This window comes from Methanosarcina sp. UBA5 (assembly GCF_002505485.1).
GTDB lineage: Archaea > Halobacteriota > Methanosarcinia > Methanosarcinales > Methanosarcinaceae > Methanosarcina.
Map to the genome: position 1 here is coordinate 147178 of NZ_DAVG01000080.1, position 19681 is coordinate 166858.

At 39.9% G+C, this 19681-nt stretch carries 17 protein-coding genes and 1 tRNA gene; 6 read left to right on the plus strand and 12 right to left on the minus strand.

Going from position 1 to position 19681, the window contains the following annotated elements; translation table 11 throughout:
- Nucleotides 1-54 precede the first annotated feature (54 nt).
- The 4 genes from BP621_RS08545 to BP621_RS08560 are packed head-to-tail and all read right to left on the minus strand — an operon-like array spanning nucleotide 55 to nucleotide 1044.
- Complete coding sequence (locus BP621_RS08545; RefSeq protein WP_292380828.1) at nucleotides 55-261, minus strand: TRAM domain-containing protein; 207 nt, start codon at nucleotides 259-261, stop codon at nucleotides 55-57.
- 52 nt (nucleotides 262-313) lie between these two features.
- Nucleotides 314-520, minus strand: coding sequence for a TRAM domain-containing protein (locus BP621_RS08550; protein WP_011033303.1), 207 nt, complete (start codon nucleotides 518-520; stop codon nucleotides 314-316).
- A gap of 55 nt (nucleotides 521-575) precedes the next feature.
- On the minus strand, nucleotides 576-782 hold the full coding sequence (locus tag BP621_RS08555) for a TRAM domain-containing protein (RefSeq protein ID WP_011306043.1): 207 nt from the start codon (nucleotides 780-782) through the stop codon (nucleotides 576-578).
- A gap of 55 nt (nucleotides 783-837) precedes the next feature.
- On the minus strand, nucleotides 838-1044 hold the full coding sequence (locus BP621_RS08560) for a TRAM domain-containing protein (protein ID WP_292389214.1): 207 nt from the start codon (nucleotides 1042-1044) through the stop codon (nucleotides 838-840).
- 546 nt (nucleotides 1045-1590) lie between these two features.
- Between BP621_RS08560 and BP621_RS08565 the strand changes: the two genes are divergently transcribed.
- The 3 genes from BP621_RS08565 to BP621_RS08575 all read left to right on the plus strand — a co-directional run bounded on the left by BP621_RS08565 (nucleotide 1591) and on the right by BP621_RS08575 (nucleotide 3516).
- Nucleotides 1591-1664 (plus strand) — tRNA-Lys (locus BP621_RS08565).
- Between the two features lie 634 nt (nucleotides 1665-2298).
- Nucleotides 2299-3225 (plus strand): acyltransferase, encoded by a 927-nt coding sequence (locus BP621_RS08570; RefSeq protein ID WP_292389148.1) that lies wholly within the window; start codon nucleotides 2299-2301, stop codon nucleotides 3223-3225.
- Nucleotides 3226-3345: 120 nt separating this feature from the next.
- Nucleotides 3346-3516, plus strand: a complete 171-nt coding sequence (locus tag BP621_RS08575; RefSeq protein ID WP_048167617.1) for a ribbon-helix-helix domain-containing protein — start codon at nucleotides 3346-3348, stop codon at nucleotides 3514-3516.
- A gap of 312 nt (nucleotides 3517-3828) precedes the next feature.
- Here the strand turns inward: BP621_RS08575 and BP621_RS08580 are convergent, their stop codons facing one another.
- Together BP621_RS08580 and BP621_RS08585 are read right to left on the minus strand one after the other, a co-directional pair.
- Entirely contained in the window at nucleotides 3829-4863 is a 1035-nt protein-coding gene (locus BP621_RS08580; RefSeq protein WP_292389152.1) for a methionine synthase, read from the minus strand.
- 123 nt (nucleotides 4864-4986) lie between these two features.
- Nucleotides 4987-6033, minus strand: a complete 1047-nt coding sequence (locus tag BP621_RS08585) for a methionine synthase (protein WP_292389153.1) — start codon at nucleotides 6031-6033, stop codon at nucleotides 4987-4989.
- 361 nt (nucleotides 6034-6394) lie between these two features.
- Between BP621_RS08585 and BP621_RS08590 the strand changes: the two genes are divergently transcribed.
- A complete protein-coding gene (locus tag BP621_RS08590) occupies nucleotides 6395-8107 on the plus strand; it encodes an asparagine synthase family protein (RefSeq protein ID WP_292389154.1) in 1713 nt (570 codons plus the stop codon).
- Between the two features lie 452 nt (nucleotides 8108-8559).
- On the opposite strand, the gene BP621_RS08595 is transcribed toward BP621_RS08590, so the two are convergent.
- The 6 genes from BP621_RS08595 to BP621_RS08620 all read right to left on the minus strand — a co-directional run bounded on the left by BP621_RS08595 (nucleotide 8560) and on the right by BP621_RS08620 (nucleotide 16863).
- Entirely contained in the window at nucleotides 8560-8922 is a 363-nt protein-coding gene (locus BP621_RS08595) for a heavy metal-binding domain-containing protein (RefSeq protein ID WP_292389155.1), read from the minus strand.
- A gap of 232 nt (nucleotides 8923-9154) precedes the next feature.
- A complete protein-coding gene (locus tag BP621_RS08600; protein ID WP_292389156.1) occupies nucleotides 9155-9565 on the minus strand; it encodes a hypothetical protein in 411 nt (136 codons plus the stop codon).
- 265 nt (nucleotides 9566-9830) lie between these two features.
- Nucleotides 9831-11540 carry an arginine--tRNA ligase gene (argS, locus tag BP621_RS08605; protein ID WP_292389157.1) on the minus strand — a complete coding sequence of 570 codons (1710 nt, stop codon included), beginning with the start codon at nucleotides 11538-11540 and terminating at the stop codon, nucleotides 9831-9833.
- Nucleotides 11541-11713: 173 nt separating this feature from the next.
- Nucleotides 11714-12961, minus strand: coding sequence for a peptide chain release factor aRF-1 (prf1, locus tag BP621_RS08610; RefSeq protein WP_292389158.1), 1248 nt, complete (start codon nucleotides 12959-12961; stop codon nucleotides 11714-11716).
- A gap of 631 nt (nucleotides 12962-13592) precedes the next feature.
- On the minus strand, nucleotides 13593-14621 hold the full coding sequence (gene twy1 / locus BP621_RS08615) for a 4-demethylwyosine synthase TYW1 (RefSeq protein WP_292389159.1): 1029 nt from the start codon (nucleotides 14619-14621) through the stop codon (nucleotides 13593-13595).
- 130 nt (nucleotides 14622-14751) lie between these two features.
- Complete coding sequence (locus BP621_RS08620) at nucleotides 14752-16863, minus strand: DNA-directed DNA polymerase II small subunit (RefSeq protein WP_292389160.1); 2112 nt, start codon at nucleotides 16861-16863, stop codon at nucleotides 14752-14754.
- A gap of 724 nt (nucleotides 16864-17587) precedes the next feature.
- Between BP621_RS08620 and BP621_RS08625 the strand changes: the two genes are divergently transcribed.
- Nucleotides 17588-18145, plus strand: coding sequence for a signal peptidase I (locus BP621_RS08625; RefSeq protein WP_292389161.1), 558 nt, complete (start codon nucleotides 17588-17590; stop codon nucleotides 18143-18145).
- 509 nt (nucleotides 18146-18654) lie between these two features.
- Nucleotides 18655-19626 carry a tRNA dihydrouridine synthase DusB gene (gene dusB, locus BP621_RS08630; protein ID WP_292389162.1) on the plus strand — a complete coding sequence of 324 codons (972 nt, stop codon included), beginning with the start codon at nucleotides 18655-18657 and terminating at the stop codon, nucleotides 19624-19626.
- Nucleotides 19627-19681 lie beyond the last annotated feature (55 nt).

Genomic DNA, 19681 nt, shown 5'->3' on the forward strand with positions numbered 1-19681 from the left:
AGATATAGATATCATTTTTCAGTCTCGATTTTTTCTCGTTTGAAATGATCCTGCTTATTCAACGAGGCTGGCGAAACCGTATTTGGGAAGAACCCTTTCGATTTTAATCCGGACTTCATCGCCAACTTTGGTGCCCGGGACAAAGATAACAAAACCTTCGATACGGGCGATGCCGTCTCCCTGGCGAGCGAGATCCTGGATGGTTACATCGTAAACTTCGCCCTCTTCAACAGGAACAGAGCTACTTTCGTCTCTGAACATGAAAACCATTCCTAGTAACTTAATTGAAGTTGATATGGTTTATTTCCCGCATTTACTCGACGACACTTGCAAATGCAAATTTGGGAAGTACTCTTTCGACTTTAATCCGGACTTCATCGCCAACTTTGGTGCCCGGGACAAAGATAACAAAACCTTCAATACGTGCAATGCCGTCTCCCTGACGAGCAATATCCTGAATTGTTACATCGTAAACTTCGCCCTCTTCGACAGGGACTGAGCGACTTTCTTCTCTGAACATGAAAACCATTCCTTTAATTTACTTGAATTTAACGTGGTTACTTTATTTCCTGCATTTACTCGACAACGCTTGCAAATGCAAATTTGGGAAGTACTCTTTCGACTTTAATCCGAACCTCGTCACCGACTTTTGTACCCGGGACAAAGACTACAAAACCCTCAATGCGAGCGATGCCGTCTCCCTGACGAGCAATATCCTGAATTGTTACATCGTAAACTTCGCCCTCTTCGACAGGGACTGAGCGACTTTCTTCTCTGAACATGGAAAATCATTCCTTTAATTTACTGAATTTAACGTGGTTACTTTATTTCCCGCATTTACTCGACGACACTTGCAAATGCAAATTTGGGAAGTACTCTTTCGATCTTAATCTGGACTTCATCGCCAACACTTGTATTCGGGACAAAAACTACAAAACCTTCGATACGGGCAATGCCGTCTCCCTGACGAGCAATATCCTGAATTGTTACATCGTAGGTTTCGCCCTCTTCAATGGGCACAGGAGCACGTTCATCTCTAAACATTACATTCATTCCTTTAATTTCTATTAATCAGCTTAAGAAAGCTCTATCGACAGAAAAGAGTAAAAAAGTACTTAACAAGCCAAACTTGAGAACCCAAATTCAGGAAGTACACATTCTACTTAATCTATTTTCTACTTAATCTATTTGATTAATTGATCCCCAACAGAGCTTCGGATAAGTCAATTAATTGGTCATACTCATATTCGCTTGTATATAACGTTTTGCTTTATTATCTGTGAAAAAAGAAAAATAATGAAGTTTGGGAAATATTCAATTCCTGGTTGTCAGATTTCAGAGTTCTAACTTAAAAGATACATAAATAAGGACAATTCATCAAAAAAATAAATATATTCTGAATAAAAAGATGTTTCTATACTAAATTTAAAGATTTCCGAGAAAGAATTTTTCCTGAGAAAGCCTGAATAAATTCTATAAAATTAGGGTTCAATTTTGAAAAAATTAGAATGAGAAGGGTTTGAGCCGAAACCTATAAATAAGTAAAGATCCATTGTGAGAATCGCTTATTCAATGAGAATAACAATGCGTGGGCCCGTAGCTTAGTCAGGCAGAGCGATGGACTCTTAATCCATAGGCCGGGGGTTCAAATCCCTTCGGGCCCGCTATCGTTATCTATTTCTGTGAATTCTTTCAATGATTTTGGGTATTCTTTCAATGATTTTGAGTAATTAATTTTTGATTTTTTTATTAATTTTAGAGGTTCTTTCACCAATTTGCTAATCGAATTTTTTTCGTTTAATAGTGGCTTATGTAGTAAATGTCGTTTTTAAAGCTTGAATGCGGTATATCTCAGTGTATTTTCTCAGCTTTTTTGCGTTAATACTTATTACACCCTCAGTACCATATTGATTTTTTTAAAGAGAAAAATCGAAAGACTAATATTGCAAAAATAATGAGACTACGAATCAATTATTTTACCTGGGTCTAATTTAGCACTTTTAAGTTATTTCTATTAGTTATTATCTCTTCATTCAGGTTATCAATAAGCAAGGACAAGTAGCTTTTGACGAGCATTTTGAAGGTAATTCTGGAAAAGACAAGCTATATACAAAGTAAACAATTAAATGGATTTGAAGAACCAGATGGATGATTTTATTCAAAAACCCGTAACCAGAAGTCGATATCTTTGGGCTGATTTGATCCGAATAATAGCGATAATTGGAGTGGTGGCAATCCATGTAGACACCTTCGGATATTCCTGGAATAAAATACCATGGATAGACTGGTGGACGGCTAATGTATATGACGGCTAATGTATATAATGCAATAATACGTTTCGCGGTTCCGATATTATTCATATTGAGTGGTTACCTGTTGCTGGATAAGCAGGAAGATGACCGAACCTTCTTCTCAAAAAGGTTTAGCAAAGTCGTTATACCTCTGGTTGCATGGTCAATGATCTATATGATATTCGCGCATAAATATGATGTATCCAGCATATTTAGCGTAGAATTTGTGCAAAAGTTCCTGACTAATCACGTATTTTATCATCTTTACTTCCTTTACTATATCATCGGATTATATCTTATTACACCACTTTTACGCAGAATTTTGGTAAACGCAAATATGCACGATATCCGTTATTTCCTGATATTGTGGTTTTTCTTCACGCCTTTCAACCAGTTAATGGGATTTTTCGGATACAACATTGGGATACCCGTAGAAGCTGCAACCGGAAATCTCGGCTTATATCTTACAGGCTATGCCATCAAAAAAACCCGGGTAACTAACAAAATAATATATTTGTCGGGGATTATCATTGCCGCTGCGTTAATTATTATGATCTTCGGGTCTTATATTATGAGTGTGAATAGCGGAAAATTCAATACGTTTTTAACTTCGACAAGTATAACACAAACAACATACGCTATATGTTTGTTCATCTTGCTCCGGGAAGCTCTGGACCATATGACAAGAATGCCGTACAAGAAAATAGAAAACATTATAAAGGCTGTTGCCGGAGCTTCCATGGGAATATATCTCATTCACCCAATGCTATTACATTATGTACGGCATGGGATATTCGGTGTGTTTTTACTATCTCCGTCTTTTTTGAGCCCGATAATATCTATCCCGCTGGTCACGGGCTTATTGTTCGTTGTTTCTCTCATCATTGTAATAGTAATGCAGAAAATACCTTTGATCAGAAAAATTGTGCCCTGATAAGTTATGGAATAACCTTACCTTATTAAAATATCAGTAGTATATTTGGAAATAATTAATTGCTAAAAACCAATTGCTAAAAAACCTCAAATATAAAATATCTCAATGGGTGCAGCTCTAATGCCAAAAGTAAGCGTTGAAATCCCTCAAGAACTTCTGGATGACCTTAACAGGCATGTGGGAGATAATAAAAAATTTGTAAGTCAATCTGATGCTATCCGAACCGCTATTCGGAAAATGCTGGATATGATGGATGAGATTGATAGAAGGCACGGGAGACTCGATAAATGATTAAAAATCCTGAGAATCGAAATTATCTTTAAAGATTAATTACAAAATTAATAGGACTTACGCGGTTAAAATCAATTAGAGAATTAATCAAAAATAATTAAAGTCAATTAAAAGAAAAAGTAAAACATTATAAAAATACCCCTTTGTTTCCACTGTGCTTTGAAATCTGTCGACTATTTTTTAAGAAATCCTGACTTAAAGTATAGTTTCCACTGGAAGAAAAAACAAAGCCTGATCTCTCGGGCTATGGTCTTTTTAGGTTAAGGATTTCCGGAATGAATTTCATGTAAAATTAAATCAAAAAGTTTAGGGTTAGAGAGATTCCCTGAAATCCTTTATACCCTGAGCTACATTGGAAAGCAGGATGAAAGCTATTCTCTGGTTAGGCCAAGAGCCCAGCCCGCAGTCAGGACCTACATACTTTATAAGGTTGCCAAAACGCCTGTAATAAACCTTCAGCCTCTTAGATATAGTAGCCGGGGTCTCAAGTCCGCTAACAATTTCCGGAAGATACTGCGGATTTTTCCAGACATTAGTACAGTACTTTTCATTAAGGATTCCTACCAGAGTGAAGATATCAGTTCTTGCAATCCCTAGCCTCAGGAAAGAATCCGTGTCCTCCAGCATTTTCTTGTCTATCAATTCCAGGTAAGATGGCGTGCCAGCGGATTCTACTCCTATGACGTTTATTGTGGGGACCTGACAGGCAATGTTATAGTAGAGAGGAGAATGAAGATGAATCTGTACGTCGGCTCCCCACTTGCTAGCCGCTTTTGAGGCGCTGGTAAGGGCAGAAATAATATCATTTTCATCAAAAGCAAGTTCAGGGTTCAGCCCTATACTTGGTTCATCAATCGAAACCGCTGCGATCTTGAAATTTTTTGCAGACCTCATGGAGTTTCTTACAAAATTATTTACGCTTTTTGCAAAAAGAGAATAGATATCGGTATACCGTGTACCTCCAAACTCTTTCAGATAAAGTTCGGTTGGACCGGTTACACAGACCCGAACCTGGAGTGTCTCTCCGAACTTTTCCTTATAGGCTTTTGCAACCTTCTCTATAGCCTCAAGCTCCTTGATCCTAGCACACTCAAGTTTTACCTCAAAGGGGCTGTCACAGCAGTTAGAGTCCCGAATAATCTTCAGGAATTGCTCATTCATATCCTGATACTGAGGATAGGTAGGAACATTCACACCTGCATCTATTTTCTGCTGAAAGGCGTCATTGATTACCGTAAAGAGTTTCTCATCTTCGGTTCTCGTTTTAAAGGCATTTTGGACCCATTCCTTACTGGCTCCTTCAGGAAGGGGATAACTCCCAATATCGTCAAAGATGATTTCTTCCATATCCTCTTAGTAGACCTGTAAGGATTTAGCGTTATTGGAAAGACAGAAAAAATATAAAAACAGGAAAATTTAGAAAAAAGTAAAATTTTATTCTTTATTCGATTGTTCGAGAGTTAGAAAGATTTACTCTTCCTGTTTTTTCTTTTCTGCATTAAATTCATTGATGCCTTTTGCGGTATTCTCAAGAAGTTTGAAGGCAAGTTCCTGATCCGGCCAGAAAGCCAGCCCGCAATCTGGACTTGCGTACTTTATCCTATCTCCAAGAACAGAATAAGCTGATTCGAGTCTCTTTTTTATGACCTCTGGAGTTTCAAGGTCAGTAACGATTTTTTGCATGTACTCCTTTTCTTTCCAGGCATTGACCCCATATGTTTCATTGACAATACCTATAAGACTGGAAATGTCAGTTCTTGAGACTCCGAGCCTGATGAAGGTATTTGAATTTTCAAGCACTTTTTTATCCAGAAGGCTCAGATAGGAAGGAGTTGCTGCATATTCAAAACCTATAACATTGATAGGGGTCTCGCAGACAAGCTTGTATTTTAACGGAGAATGCAGGTGAATTTCCATATCTGCCCCCTGTTTCCTTGCATAGGCAGAAACAACGGTGAGAGCAGAAACAATGTCGGCATCAGAAAACTGAATTTTATCATTTATCCCGAGACTTGGCTCATCCAGGGCTATAACCTTTATTTTGAAATTTTTCGCAGCTACAAATGCCTGTTTTATGAAGTCTTCAATGTCCAGCGCAAGGATATGATATGCATCCGCATAACCCGTCGCTCCAAAGGCCTGAAGGTAAAGGTCTGTCGGGCCTGCAACACACACCCTGACTTCAAGCGTTTCTCCTGTTTCTTCCCTGTACTGTTTTGCAACCTCGTCAATTATCTCCAGTTCAAGGATTTTTGCATTTTCCTCTTTCAGTACATAAGGCTCATAACAGTTTTTTTCATCTTTGATAATATCCAGAAACTGTCCTATCATATCCCTGAACTGAGGATAAGTGGGCACATGCACTCCCACATCGATTTTCCTCCGGAAAACCTCCCTTACCATGGAAAAAAGTTTCTCGTCTTCATCCCGATTTTCAGCTGCAGTCTTTACCCATTCCCTTGTAATACCTTCAGGTGTAGGAAGGCTGCCTCCATCAATAAAAGTAATATCCTGCATGCCTCTTATGTAAGACAGTATCAAGTATTATATGTATTGGAATTTGTCCCTTTCAGTAACGCAAGTTTATTATTATATTTTATAAAAAAGGATTTAAACATTGGATTACAGATTGAAACTAATACGTGACATCATATTTACGTAGATGCTTTTTCTGGTAAAGAGTTGCAATCTAAAATTAACTAAAGTTCCTAATGAACCAGGTTAGAATATTGAAATTAAGATTATTCGTATTTTAAGATATTCACTGTACTGTTCAAACGCTTAGTTGAAGAAGTGTCAGTGATGCCGATATACTGATTCAAATAATAGTATAGAAATGTGAAAATTAATAAAAGGGGGTCAATTTTGGGGGTATACAGTGAAAAGTGAGGTAAGCTTACTTAATAAGTATTACACATGGAAAAAAGTAGAACTTAGCGGAGTTACATATCATCTAAAAGGCAATGTATTTTTCAACAATAAGTTCCTAAGTCCAGAAGAACTCGCGGAGTTAATATCGCCGTTATTCTATAAAGAAGATCACGATCAAGAAAAAGATATTAAAAATTTTCTCAAAGAATTAAACGGAGAGTTTGTGATTGTTGCTGAAACTGAAAGTAAGATATTTTGTGCTGTAGATAAAATAAGGAGTATTCCATTATTTTATACAATAACAGAAGACACTTTTATTGTATCAGACAGTGCTTGTTACTTGAAAGACAAAATAAACCAGCATCTTAATGAGGAAAATGCGGCAGAATTTATGTTTGTAGGCTATGTAACAGGAAGCGATACTCTCTTTAATGGCATAAAACAAATTCGGAATGGAGAAATTTTAAGTTATCAAAAAGAAACAGATAATCTTAAAACTTCCTATTACTTCAGGTTTTTACATGGCAATTATTATGAACTCCCTGAGGATAAACTTTTTGAAATGCTAGATTCCGTCCTTGTAAATATTTTTTTGAGACTTATTGAAAGTACCATAAAACAGGGAAAAAGGCTGGTCGTACCTTTAAGTGGAGGATTGGATTCTCGTATTATTGTTACAATGTTAAAAAGGCTTGGAGTTAATGACGTTATCTGTATTAGTTATGGAAGAGAAGGTAATCGACAATCCATGATAAGTAAACAGGTAGCAAAGGCTCTAGGGTATGAGTGGTTTTTTGTAAAGTACACAACTCAAAAGTGTCACGAGTGTTGTAACTCTAAAGAAGGTAATTACTTCCAAGAATGGGCTGGAAACCTTTCATCTCTGCCACATATACATGACTTTCTTGCTCTTAGAGAATTGAAAAAAGAGGGAAAAATACCAGACAATTCTGTATTTGTTCCAGGGCATACCGGAGATGTGCTTTCAGGTAGTCATATTCCCAAGTCTTATCTCGATAACTCAAGAAGATATGATTTAGAAACCTTTTTGACAGACTGCCTGAGAATGCATTATAATCTCTGGAAATTACCCTATAACTATGAGCTTGAACCTGCTTTTAAAGAAAAGTTAAATAATTTAGTATCCGGACTGGAAATTAGCGATAATGAAACCTGCGCAAACGCAATAGAACTTTTTGATTTTGATGAAAGACAACCAAAGTTTATTATAAATTCAGTTAGAGCCTATGAGTTTTTTGGTTATGAATGGAGAATACCATTCTGGGACACGGAGTTGATCAATTTTTATTTAAAAATTCCACTCAAACATAGAGTAAATCAGGACCTTTACAAAAAATACGTAAGAAACCGGCTATTCTCAGGAGACTTCAGTATACTTAAAAAAATAGATTGTACTACCGATATTTTAAACCTTAAGCCCCTAGAAAAACGCTCAAAATATGAAAGACTGCAGTACTATAGAACATTTATTCATAGCTATTATGACGAAAAAATTGATAACCCAATATGGGGAAGTTACTTTGAAAATCCTTTTATCTCGAGGTTTCTGACTAAATTTTCCAGATATGAGAGTAAGAATATTGAGAAATATCCGATGTTAAAAACTATAATAGATTATAGAAATGAAACAAAATATCCTATGTCAGTAAACGGGATAAGTACTCTAAGTTACCTATCAGGTATTAAAGAAAGAACATAATAAAAATTGCAATACTAGCGAGATACAATACAAAGTTCTACCAGTATTAAGAATTTTAAAATTTTGTATGAGTTTCCTAAAACTTCATTTAACCTGATTATTGCTGCTAACATTATAACTCCTAAAAGGACACGATATTCCTCAAATAATAGGCACAAAGAAATGAAAGTACTCTTCACCTTACCCTTTTTGACTATCGATACCCTCATCGCCTTGGGCAGTAAGATTGTCCACATTTTGGTTTTTCAAAACCGTACCCAAAATAATCAGTGAATTGCCATCAAAGGCTCAAACGTGACTCTGATCACGATGTCAATTGCCTTTAAGGTAATTCTACTGCCCAAACTGGTTTGGTGATCTAAATTATCAGGAATAGCACTAGTGCTTTGATTCCAAAATCAATTCCTTATTAGCTGATACGACTATTTATCTATCCATCAACCATCTATCCATCAACCGAGCCTGACTGGGCTTGCAGAGACTTCATCTTTTTCGACCACGACTGCCGTGCCATACGCGAGCAGTTCGGTCATTGCCTGACCTATCTCGGAAGAATCGAACTCAACACTCACCACCGCATTGGCTCCAAGAGCCTTTGCATGTTCCTTTAACCGGTCAAGTGCCTGCTCTCTGGACTCGTTCAGGAGTTGCGTGTACTCGTGAATTTCCCCACCGACAATTGATCGGAGTCCGGCAGCTATGTTTCCACCAAGCCCACGGCTCCGCACAATTAGGCCCCAGGTGAATCCAATGGTCTTTGTTATTTTATAACCAGGCAAGTAAGGTGTACTGACAATTATGATATCACTCGTCATGTTATCCTCAATATATTTGTCAATTAGAATCTCTACAAAAATCTGCTTTTATGATATATTCCGTAAATCTACAAATAAATTATAGCTGTGGAGTTTAAGTAATAGACCAATTTATTAAAATTTCGTCGTAGATCTCAAGGTAAAACCGCCCGAAAAGAAAGATATCTAGAAACGATTTAATGAATTGGTTTACTGACGGTGATTTTCATTTCATAATGCTAGTTACGCGATATCAGTACCTTTTCTTATATTTTCTGAGAACCTCATTATTTACTTCAAAAGCTTTCTCGTCAATGTAACCTTTCTCCTTAGTCCATTCAAAGAATTTTTCAAGAATTTTCGCAGCTGTACCTGTGAATTTCTTGCCTCCTCCGACCTCAACTACATAATTATCGAGAAATTCCTTAATTCCGGATAGAGTGAGATGCTCAGGGCCGAAAATGTCGCAGTAACTCCTGTTCTCGTGTTCGTGCCGGGCATTATAAAGTTCTCTGTCTTCCTCAGAAAAAGAATCTTCGGCACTGAACTCCAGAAATTCCTCGTAAAGAAGGATCACATCTTCAAGGTCCAGGAAGGCATCCGGTTTCAAGCTGGCTTCCTGTTCATTCAAGAACATCCGAAAAGCTTCATTTATCGTGGTCATAATATCCTGCAGCAGTACTTGTAAATTCTCTTTTTTGCTGCAAAAGATTTTATATTTTTCTCAAACCTCTCTGTAAAGGATCGGATAAATGTTTTTCAACAGCCAGCGTATTTAGAGGGCGCCCAGGCAGCATCAAACCCCGTATACCCATATAAACAGTAAAAAAGTAAGATTGAAGAGAAATAAGAGGGAAAGAAAAGGGAAGAAAAGAGAAGAAGAAAAGGAAAGAAAAGAGAAGGAGAAAAGGGAAAAAAGGAAAAAAAGTTTACATGGATTCGGGTGCTGCGATTCCAAGCGTATTAAGCGAGTTTGTAAGCACAATCCTTGCGCAGTTCACAAGAGCCAGTCTTGCAGCCCTGACTTTTTCGTCCTCGGCAGCAATTACAGGGACAAAGCGGTAGAACTGATTAAAAGCATCGGCAAGCTCGCGGGCGTAGATTGCAAGCACATGAGGCTTGAGTTCGCGGGCTGCAAGGTCGATTATGCTGTCAAACGATGCCATCTTCTTGATAAGATCAATCTCAGTATCCTCGACAAGCAGAGAAGGATCGATTTCTGCAGAGGAATTCCAGGAAATTTCTTCCTTTGCCTTCTCGAGAATACTGCAAGCACGGGCATGGGAATACTGAATATAGGGAGCGCCCTGCTTCTCAAAATCCAGAGCCTCTTTCCAGTTGAAAACCGTGGATTTTTCTGGGGAGACTCTTACTATATCGTATCTCACCGCACCTATTCCGACCATTTCCGCAACCTGTTTCTTGAACTCGTCAGCAGTCTCAGGACGGCGGGTTTCGACCTGCTCAAGGGCAGCTTCCGTAACCCTGTCAAAGAGCTCATCCGCACTTATGAACTGCCCACGGCGAGTGCTCATTGAACCTTCAGGGAGAGAGACGAACTCGAAGATAACGACCTCAGGTTCCTTGATCCCGATTACATTCAGGGTAGCTCTGAGCTGGCCTGAAATCAGCTTGTGGTCAGCTCCGAAAATATCGATTATGCGGTCTGCCTGTCCGGCTTTCCATTCATGGTAAGCAAGATCTCTGGTTGTGTAAAGAGAGGTGCCGTTTGAACGCTGGATAACAAGGGTCTTTTTAAACCCATAATCTGAAAGGTCTACCACTAGGGCTCCTTTGTCTGTTTTAGTCCTTCCGGTCGCCTTGATCCGCTCGACAATATCATGTACTGCGCCGGATTTAAGGAAAGTGGATTCACTGACAAATTTATCATGGACAACGTTTAAACGGAGCAGAGTCTCCTTGATTCCGGAAATCGCCAGGGAAACTGCCTTGTTAAAACTATCAATTGTCCTGACATCCCCGGCTTCTACCTTTTCCATAAGAGCATCAATTTCCTTTATGTACTCCGGATTTTTATCCAGCTCGACATTGGCTTTGATATACACATCAGCAATGGCAGAATCGGGTTTTCTGGAAAGGTCAAGCTCAAAGCGTTCGCATGCCCAGGAGACTACTGCAATCTGGCGGCCCATATCATTGACATAATACTGTACCTCCACATCGTATCCTGCTCGCCTGAGAATGCGGGCAAGCGTATCTCCGATAATGGAATTTCGGATGTGACCTACATGCAGGGGGCCGTTAGGGTTTGCTGAGGTGTGCTCAAGTAAAATTTTATCCTTTGGAGCTCCGCAGCCAAATTTTTCTTTCTCTTCAAGGACTGTAGCAACCGTCCTGTCCAGGTAGTGCCTGCCTGCATGGAAGTTAATGTAAGGGCCAGAGGCACTTACTTCTTCTATGTACGAACCATCCGGAATTTCAATTGCAGAAACGATACGGGCTGCAAGCTCTTTCGGGTTTTGCCTGTACAGACTTGCCAGCCTGAAAGCGGCCCTGCTTGCGAGGTCAGCGTAAGAGGAGGTTTCGAAATAAAGTTCGGAATCTTCAATTTCAAGTCCGGCCTTTTGGATTGCGTCTTTTAAGATTGATGTAGCCTGAGCTTTTAATTCCAGGAACAAGATAAATCACCTGTAAAAACTACGAAAACAACGTGATAGCCTTAAATTTACTAATTTTAATTTACGGATTTTAATTCAATCGTTTTAATTTACTAATTTTGATTCAGTGATCTAAGTACGGTTTAATTAAAAAAGTATTGGGTAAAAAGTATTGGATAGGAGTCCTGGTGAGATCAGACTCCAGTACTATACCTGAGAATTGCAGCAATGCCTCCGAAAGCGTTCATAAGTTGCGAACCTTCGTCAAAGTCAGTAGACACGAAAACAACTTTTGCATTGCTTTTGTCAGCAAGCGCTGAGAGCTCGTCAACAATATCGGTAACATCCGTGACTTCAAGGGAGGCTCCACAGTTTGGACAGTTCCCGGCTGTAGGGGCAGATTCCCCGGGTTTCCAGCGCCGTGTCCACTTATTTTCATATCCGCAAACACTGCACTTTGTGGTTACCCTTTCAGCCCGCAGATCTTCGGAAAGCAGGAGCATATCCACAGCATTGATTTCGAGATTTGCCCTAACCTGGGTTTCTCCATAAGCTACTTTGCCTGAATCGGAAATGAGTTCTTTGAAAAAGGCTCTGACAGCGTTTTTCTCCCCCATTAGCTCAAGATCCTGGAGCTTGTCTTCGGCAGCATTCACAAGTTCCGAAAGTCCGGATTCATCAGTATAAGCAGTATCAAAAAGCCCAAGAATCTTCTTCAGAAGTTCGTGGTGCAGGAACTCTCCAGCATAGAATTCTTCTTTTGTAGGAGAAGGCCCTCCTATCAGGATACCTTTGAAATCTTTAGGTTCAACGGCGAGGAAAATATCATCTGCAGCGTCTCCTATCCTCTTATAGAACTCATGGATAGCAATTAGCCTGAGCTGCTGGAAACGATGAGAACTCTGACCACCTTTCCTCTGTTTTCCCGGAACTGTTGAGGTGAGGTGGCGGAAGGCCTCAGTTCGTTTTCCGACCAGAAGCCCTACAGTAGCTTCCCTGCGGTCAAGAACCAGAAGCCCGAAGGTACCTTTGTCCTTGAGCATGTCCTCAAGAGGTTCAAGATAGAAAGCGGAATCGCAGTGATATTTGTAAACAGTAATCGGCTCCGGAGGGACAATTACTTCGCTCTCCATGCTTGTCTTGTTGGCTCCGATATCCACGGCCCCTGTGAAATATACGATTCCGTTTTCAGGAACCTTGTCCAGATATCTGAGCCTTGAAAGGAGAGATTCAATGGCTCCCTGTACATTCGTCCTGGTAAGCTTGGACTTGATGTTTGCAGCCTGCCCGTGCTCGTCTTTCAACTGGTTTGTAACGTCAAAAATCTGCTTGTCATGAGGTATATAAAGAGAAATTAGCTCGGTACCTCTTCCCCTCTTATTCCTCAGGTTTTCAAGCTTCTTTTTAAATTCGTACTTTTCATGTGCAGATTGTTCAGTCATTTTAAAAATTCCCCGTAAAGAAAGTAACAAAATTCTGAGATTTCTATAAGGTATTTCTGATAAATTTTAGGTTGAATCCGTTATTGAATTTGAAAATGTAACTGGGAGTTTCAATTTTGAGATTTTCAATATAGAGTCTCTGTCATTTTTGTTATTCAGTTTATCATTCGTTTAGCTTTTCGGTTAGCTTAACAAGGGTGAAAGGAGAATTTGGTAACAACAAATCACACAGCGAGTCTTATCTCAACCGAAAGCTAAATGTAAAAACCGCTCTGAACACAAAAACTAAGAGTAAGAGTACGCTGCCAGAAAAACCGGCACTCCGAAATTCCAGAAAAAACCAGTCCCTTTACTGCGTAAACCTGTTCTTTTTCGTGCTCTGTTGATATCACTAGATATGAGACATAATTTTACTCAAACTGTATATAACTATAAAACTGAATTAATCCCTTTGGGATCATATTCTAATTGAAACATGAGTTTATATTTGTTTCTATCCCTTAACTTGTTTTATATATTTATATATAAAAGTCTTTCTATGCCTCAAACTGCTAATATTACTGCGTACTAATGATAGAAAACTTGAATATAATCAAGGCAGGAAACCTTTTTGACAGGAAACTTTTTCCCGTTAACAGGGGATTTTTTTCTCGTTGACAGGAGACTTTTTCCCGTTCTTTGATAACAGGACTACCCTGCTGATTTCAGATTCATCTGCGATTTCATACCCAAGGTGTTTTGCAAGTTCCTGTGAGAACTCGAGAACCTCTTCATGAGTAGGCATTGCAGAGCGGTCAAGCCTGAGCCGTGAGAAACCCAGATGCATGTAAGCTTTTATCTCCACAAAATCAGGGGAAGCTTTTTCCATTAGCCTGGCATAAGCCTCAGGCTTGAACAGATTTCCACCTTTGACCAGAGTAGTTCGGATGACTGTCCTTGATTTTTTCTGCTTCATAAGGGACAGAGATTCATTGATCTTTTCCCAGAGGACAGGCGATCTGGGCTGGCAGACCTTCAGATAGGTCTCAAGATCCGGAGCGTCGAGGCTCATATAGAGTTGGGAAGGGGAAACCTTTGCAAGCATCTCGGGAACTGTGCCGTTTGTGACAAGAAAGGTCGTAAAACCTCTTTTTTCATACTCCTCGATAAGTTCCGGGAGATAAGGGTAAAAGGTCGGCTCTCCGGACAGGGAGATTGCAACATTGTTAGGCTCATTGCCCTCAAGCCAGCGTTCCTTAAGTGCATTAGGAGAACCGCCAAAGCCTGTGATTAACTTACGCTGGCAGGCAATACTTTCTTCCACTATCTTTTCAGGCGAATCCCACTCCTCGGGCGCAGGAACAGGGACCTCAGTAGGACGCCAGCAGAAAAGGCAACGTTGATTGCACATAAGCGTTGGAGTCATCTGAAGGCAGCGGTGGGATTGAACTCCATAAAACTTCGATTTATAGCAGAAACCCTGACCATTCATAGCGTGCCTTAGCCAGAGACAGGTCTTAACAGCTGAATGGTGGCCTGCCAGAGCATAGCCCTGCTTTTTTAGGAGAGTTTTAAAATCAGGGATATCAAAAGGAAGCAAAGCAGTTTCTTCCTCCCTGTTCTCCTCCTGAACTTCCGGTAAATCTTCCCCGGCATTTTCCTTTTTTTCTTCCAGCGGCATTTTCCGCATATTAAATCTTTGTGGTATATATAAGGATCGGAAAATAATTTTGGAGAGGGCTTCAGTGGTCCAGTTAAAATCCAGTTATTCAGTTAAAAACGAATAAACTTCAATGAAACTTTATAAAAAGTCAGTCAAAAGCAAGAATCTTTACGTCAAAATTCTCTAGATCCACAATCGGGACCCTGGCAGGGACAGGTACTAGATTTACACGTTTCTGGAACTCCGTTTGGCCCTGCCAAGTTCCGGAATTGACCAGAAGAACATTTTTATAACGCTGGACTCCAAGGGTATGGACGTGACCTGTATGAATAATATCAGGTACAGGATCGATTATAAAATAGTCCTTTTTCTCAGGAGATATAGAGACTCTGCTTCCATAAGTTGGAGCAAGATGCCTGCGTTTCAGCATCTCAAGGACTGCCCCGGCAGGTTCCTGATACGAAACTCCGGGAACACTCGCCACAAGATCGTCAATCGACCTGCCGTGGTATATGAGAATGCGGACACCGTCAAGCTCCAGAAAAGCAGGGTTACCAACGAAAACAATATTCTGAGGGAAATATGCCTGAATACTTTCCGGTAGGGCAGGCTGAGGTTCTGCCTGGCGAACAGCATCATGGTTTCCTGGACTTATGATTACACGAATATGCTCGGGAATTTCCCTGAAATATTCGGCAGCCTTCCTGTACTGTTCGTAGACATCCAAAATATCCAGTTCCATTTCCTGATCAGGGTAGATCCCTATTCCGTCAACAATGTCTCCTGCGACAACAAGATAACGAACACTGGCTGCAAGCTCCCGCATACTCTCTGAATCCGATTCCCCCTTCAAAAAATCCAGGAAATCCAGCCAGGAGTCTTCCATAAACTGGGAACTGCCCACGTGCACATCCGAAATCAATACTGCTTTCCCATGGCTTCCGGTTCTGCGCTGGACATTATTCGGGACGTCGGGTTGTATTAGCTTTGTTGCTAGCATTAGGCTTCCGTCATTGGTTATCGAACCAGTTGCCCCTATGACCTCATCGAGGAGAATTCTTGATGCAAGTTCAAAAAGCTCTTTATCGGAATTCCGAATAAGGACTGAAAAAGAACCTGTTGGATCTTCCAGAGAAAGGATTTTATGGCCGTTCGTTGTGCTACTGATATCCGAAACCATGCCTATAATCGAGATTTCCTCAGAACCCCCATCTCCTCCTCTGCGAAAGTTTCTTCTTTTTAAGCTTTCGATGGGACGTGCGTTTATCCTGCCCCGGATAATCTCCGAAAGCCTGCTGTATCTGTCCCTGAAATACTGCACAAATTGCATATATTCTCCGACACAGGTGGAATGCCCTGTTATATCCGAAACTACGGTCACAGGGTTTCTCCCCGGGTAATGTTTATACTCCTCGTTCTTAGAACCAGAAAATAGCCCTCTCTCAGAAGCGGAGGAAGATTGCTCTGTCCTGAAAATCCGATTTGAAGAAGGAGAGGGAAGAGGGGGCCCCTGCCCGAAAAAGGGAGAAGTTGACCTGTTTATAGCCTGGGGAGAATGGAAGGAGAAAGTCGGAGGCGCTACCTTCACCGAAGAAAGGGAATCTGAGGCAAGATTGGAGGCCAAAGCTTCGTCAGATGAAACAGCACTTGATTTATTATCCAGAGTATTCGGAATGTCTGGAATATCCGGAGTATCCGGAAATGGTTCATAATCTATATCCTGAACTGAAATAGAATCAGGAACAGAGTGTTGAGATGACTTTATAATCGGGTCAGGAGATGTAATGACAACATCAGACCCTGAGGAAAGAGCAGCCTCTGAAAGAGAATTGGATACTAAAAAGGAATCAAGTTCGGAAGATGGATTGTCTGATCCGGAGGAAAGTATGGAAGTCCCAGAAAGAATTTTCTTTTCCTCAGTAGAAAGGGCATTTATTTTGTCTGAAGGTGATTCATCTGCTGAAGTTTTGAAAACAGGGTTTTTACTACCCTCTGTATAACCAGGTTTTTTTCCATTTTCTTTGTAGTCAGGATTTCCTCTATCTCTTGTGTAATTCAGCTTTAAGGACTTTCCGGAAGCGGTAAAACCTTCAAGATCTATATTTTCGGTCCCTATGACAATGACAGAGTCATTTAAAGTTGAAAGAACATATTTGAGCAGGTCTTCGGGAGAGTCGCTGGAATAAATAAGTTCTACGGCTTCAGGGCTAATCTGGTACTCTTTTTCCATAACAGCCCTTATAATATCCTTTCTTTCCATAATTCCAACCAAACCTTTCGAATTACCTGAACTTTTCCAAATCTTTCATGACTTATCCGGCACCATAACCAATTTCACTCAATACTCGCCAGAGACTAAAGCAAAAGTCTGTTTAAAATATAAAAATTAATAAGGTACGAAACTAATGCACTAAATATAATTTGTTACCGTAAAGAAGAATTTATGAAACTTTTGTACGCTCGATAGAATACTTATAGTTATTAATTCCTATCTATTGTAGAATGAGTATTAGTTCCTATTAATGTAGAATGAACCTGCCCATTATTTATTAAAAAGTAATAAAAGTATTAGAATAAGAATGAAAATACTAAAAAACAGATGAATCAGTTGAAAAAAAGCAATCTAAAAAATCAATTTAAAAGAGTTAATTAAAAAAATCGATTGAAAAAAGTCAATTGAAAACTAATATAAAGTAAAAACAACTCTTCAGTAAATCTACTGAGAAGGCTCAGTGAACTACCATTTAGCTAAAGACCTGGGGGTTTTACGCTTCGTAATAAAATCAATTTTTGACTAACTTATATAAGTCAGAACAGTAGAATGTAGGGCTCAAGTAGTTCTGCGGCTGCATTATACTCTGAAAATCGTTAAACCTCTGGTCATAATAAGCTCACCCCGATAAGATTCGAGTCGGACAAGTGGATGGAATATAACGCAGCACCCTAGCACCTAACAGAATAAAATCAAAAAATAAAGGTTTAGCATGAGTGAAATTAGTAAAGAAAACAGTGTCCAGGAACAGGGAAACCCCTGGGTTTCCCTTGGGAAGGACTTGCTGTCTGTTGTAGCTGTTGTGATCATTTTCATGGTCCTTTCCAAGCTGGCATTCGGACTCTGGACTCCTATGGTTGCGGTGGAGTCGGGGAGTATGGAACCACATATGCAGATAGGAGATATTATTTTCATCAAAAGCATCGATAGAGCTAATGTTACCACTAATGAAGAAGGAAAAAACACAGGCTATAAGTCTTTTGAAAACTATGGAGATGTGATTCTTTACCGCCCATATGGAGAGGAAGGTGTAACTCCGATAATTCATAGAGCTATGTACAGAGTGGAAGCTGGAGAGCCGATGTGGAAAAACGGACCCATTGCTCCGTATTCCGGTTATATTACCAAAGGAGACAATGTTGTAACCAATCAACATTTTGACCAGGAAGGACAGATAAGTTATAATATGCCTGTAAAAGACGAGTGGATTATAGGAACTGCACAGTACAGGATTCCTTATCTGGGGTATGTCAGACTGCTCTTCTCATGAACCATGTCTATACGGCCCTCAACTTATCTTTTTAGACCCTGAACCAGTTTTGTTCACGAACTGGTTCAGGCATCCTGTTCTTTATTTCTTGCAGCTTTAGGTTCTTGGTTTGTGCTCATATCTTATTATTATATATTACAATGATTATGTTTTTAAATAATCATTCTATTCTTGCCAGAAAATTGTGTGAATTCCTGATTGCGTAAATTTTTGGTTACGTTAACTATTGAGTCTCAGCAGATTAAAGTAAGGATCATAATCAATCCAAAAAGTTTCAGGAAATCAAAAAAAGCTTAATAAATCGCAAAACGGCTCTAATTACAGGAAGTTAGAGGCAGCAATCTTTGAGGAAACAATTCCAAAAAAGACAAATAAAGGAAAGGAATGGAAAAGTCACCAAAAAGTAACTAGAAAAACAGTCAAAAATGGTCAAAGACGGTCAAAAAAACAACCAAAAAATCAAAGAAAATCAAAATAGAATCAAAAAACATTCAAAAGCCGTCGGAAAAATGAAACTGAATAAATTAAAAATCGGCAAGGCCGAAACACCTGGAAACCTTCTTCTTGCGCCTATGGCAGACGTGACAAATCTAGCTTTCAGGCTGCTCTGCAGGCAGAGCGGAGCTGACCTTACCTATACTGAGATGATCAGTGTAGATGCTCTGCTCAATGAAAACCGAAAATCGTTTCTCAAAGGGCTTTCTTCTCCTGAAGACCGACCTTTTGGAGTTCAGCTTGTAGGAAGCTCCCCTGAAAAACTAAGGGAAGCTGCACTCTTTATTGAAAAAGAATACAGGCCTGAACTCATCGACGTGAATATGGGCTGCCCTGCGCAGCGCATTACAGGGACAGGATGCGGCTCGGCTCTTCTCAATTCCCAGAAACTTGTATATGAAATAATTTTGGAGCTGACCGATGTGCTGAAGACTCCTGTAACTGCAAAGATCCGAATTCTGAAGAGGGATGAAAAAACCCTTGAGATCGCACGCCTGATAGAAAAGGCTGGGGCTTCGGCCCTGACCGTACATGGTAGGAGGGCAGAGCAGATGTACTCCGGAAGTTCGGACCTTACAGCGATAAGAACAGTCAAACAGGAACTATCCATTCCAGTGATTGCGAACGGGGATATAAGAGATGAGGAGTCTGCTGAAGCTGCCCTTGATTTTACGGGCTGTGACGGGCTTATGATAGGGCGCGCAGCAATGGGAAATCCCTTTATTTTTAAAAGGATAAGGTACTACCTGGAAACCGGAGAAAGGCTGGAATTTGACAGGCAGACCCAGAAATTGGAGGACTTTGAGAACTATATTGCCTTACTTGAAGAATACAATCTCCAGGCGTCTACAAATCTAAGAATGCATGCCCACTGGTTTACAAAGGGGTTGCGCGGCTCGCGGCAGATTAGGGAAAAGATTAATAATCTGAAAGATGGAAAGGCGATGATTAAGTTAATAAAGGACTTCTATAAGGAGAAATATTAAAATATCCCATATTTTTTAAGAGATATTTGTTTACGGCTATGATGCAATAAAACGT

What these genes read in the sequence shown, in the direction of transcription:
- BP621_RS08545 (WP_292380828.1), bottom strand. Translation starts at nt 261, where the DNA reads ATGTTCAGAGACGAAAGTAGCTCTGTTCCTGTTGAAGAGGGCGAAGTT.
- BP621_RS08550 (WP_011033303.1), bottom strand. Translation starts at nt 520, where the DNA reads ATGTTCAGAGAAGAAAGTCGCTCAGTCCCTGTCGAAGAGGGCGAAGTT.
- BP621_RS08555 (WP_011306043.1), bottom strand. Translation starts at nt 782, where the DNA reads ATGTTCAGAGAAGAAAGTCGCTCAGTCCCTGTCGAAGAGGGCGAAGTT.
- BP621_RS08560 (WP_292389214.1), bottom strand. Translation starts at nt 1,044, where the DNA reads ATGTTTAGAGATGAACGTGCTCCTGTGCCCATTGAAGAGGGCGAAACC.
- BP621_RS08570 (WP_292389148.1), top strand. Translation starts at nt 2,299, where the DNA reads ATGTATATGACGGCTAATGTATATAATGCAATAATACGTTTCGCGGTT.
- BP621_RS08575 (WP_048167617.1), top strand. Translation starts at nt 3,346, where the DNA reads ATGCCAAAAGTAAGCGTTGAAATCCCTCAAGAACTTCTGGATGACCTT.
- BP621_RS08580 (WP_292389152.1), bottom strand. Translation starts at nt 4,863, where the DNA reads ATGGAAGAAATCATCTTTGACGATATTGGGAGTTATCCCCTTCCTGAA.
- BP621_RS08585 (WP_292389153.1), bottom strand. Translation starts at nt 6,033, where the DNA reads ATGCAGGATATTACTTTTATTGATGGAGGCAGCCTTCCTACACCTGAA.
- BP621_RS08595 (WP_292389155.1), bottom strand. Translation starts at nt 8,922, where the DNA reads ATGACGAGTGATATCATAATTGTCAGTACACCTTACTTGCCTGGTTAT.
- BP621_RS08600 (WP_292389156.1), bottom strand. Translation starts at nt 9,565, where the DNA reads ATGACCACGATAAATGAAGCTTTTCGGATGTTCTTGAATGAACAGGAA.
- prf1 (WP_292389158.1), bottom strand. Translation starts at nt 12,961, where the DNA reads ATGACTGAACAATCTGCACATGAAAAGTACGAATTTAAAAAGAAGCTT.
- twy1 (WP_292389159.1), bottom strand. Translation starts at nt 14,621, where the DNA reads ATGCCGCTGGAAGAAAAAAAGGAAAATGCCGGGGAAGATTTACCGGAA.
- BP621_RS08620 (WP_292389160.1), bottom strand. Translation starts at nt 16,863, where the DNA reads ATGGAAAGAAAGGATATTATAAGGGCTGTTATGGAAAAAGAGTACCAG.
- BP621_RS08625 (WP_292389161.1), top strand. Translation starts at nt 17,588, where the DNA reads ATGAGTGAAATTAGTAAAGAAAACAGTGTCCAGGAACAGGGAAACCCC.
- dusB (WP_292389162.1), top strand. Translation starts at nt 18,655, where the DNA reads ATGAAACTGAATAAATTAAAAATCGGCAAGGCCGAAACACCTGGAAAC.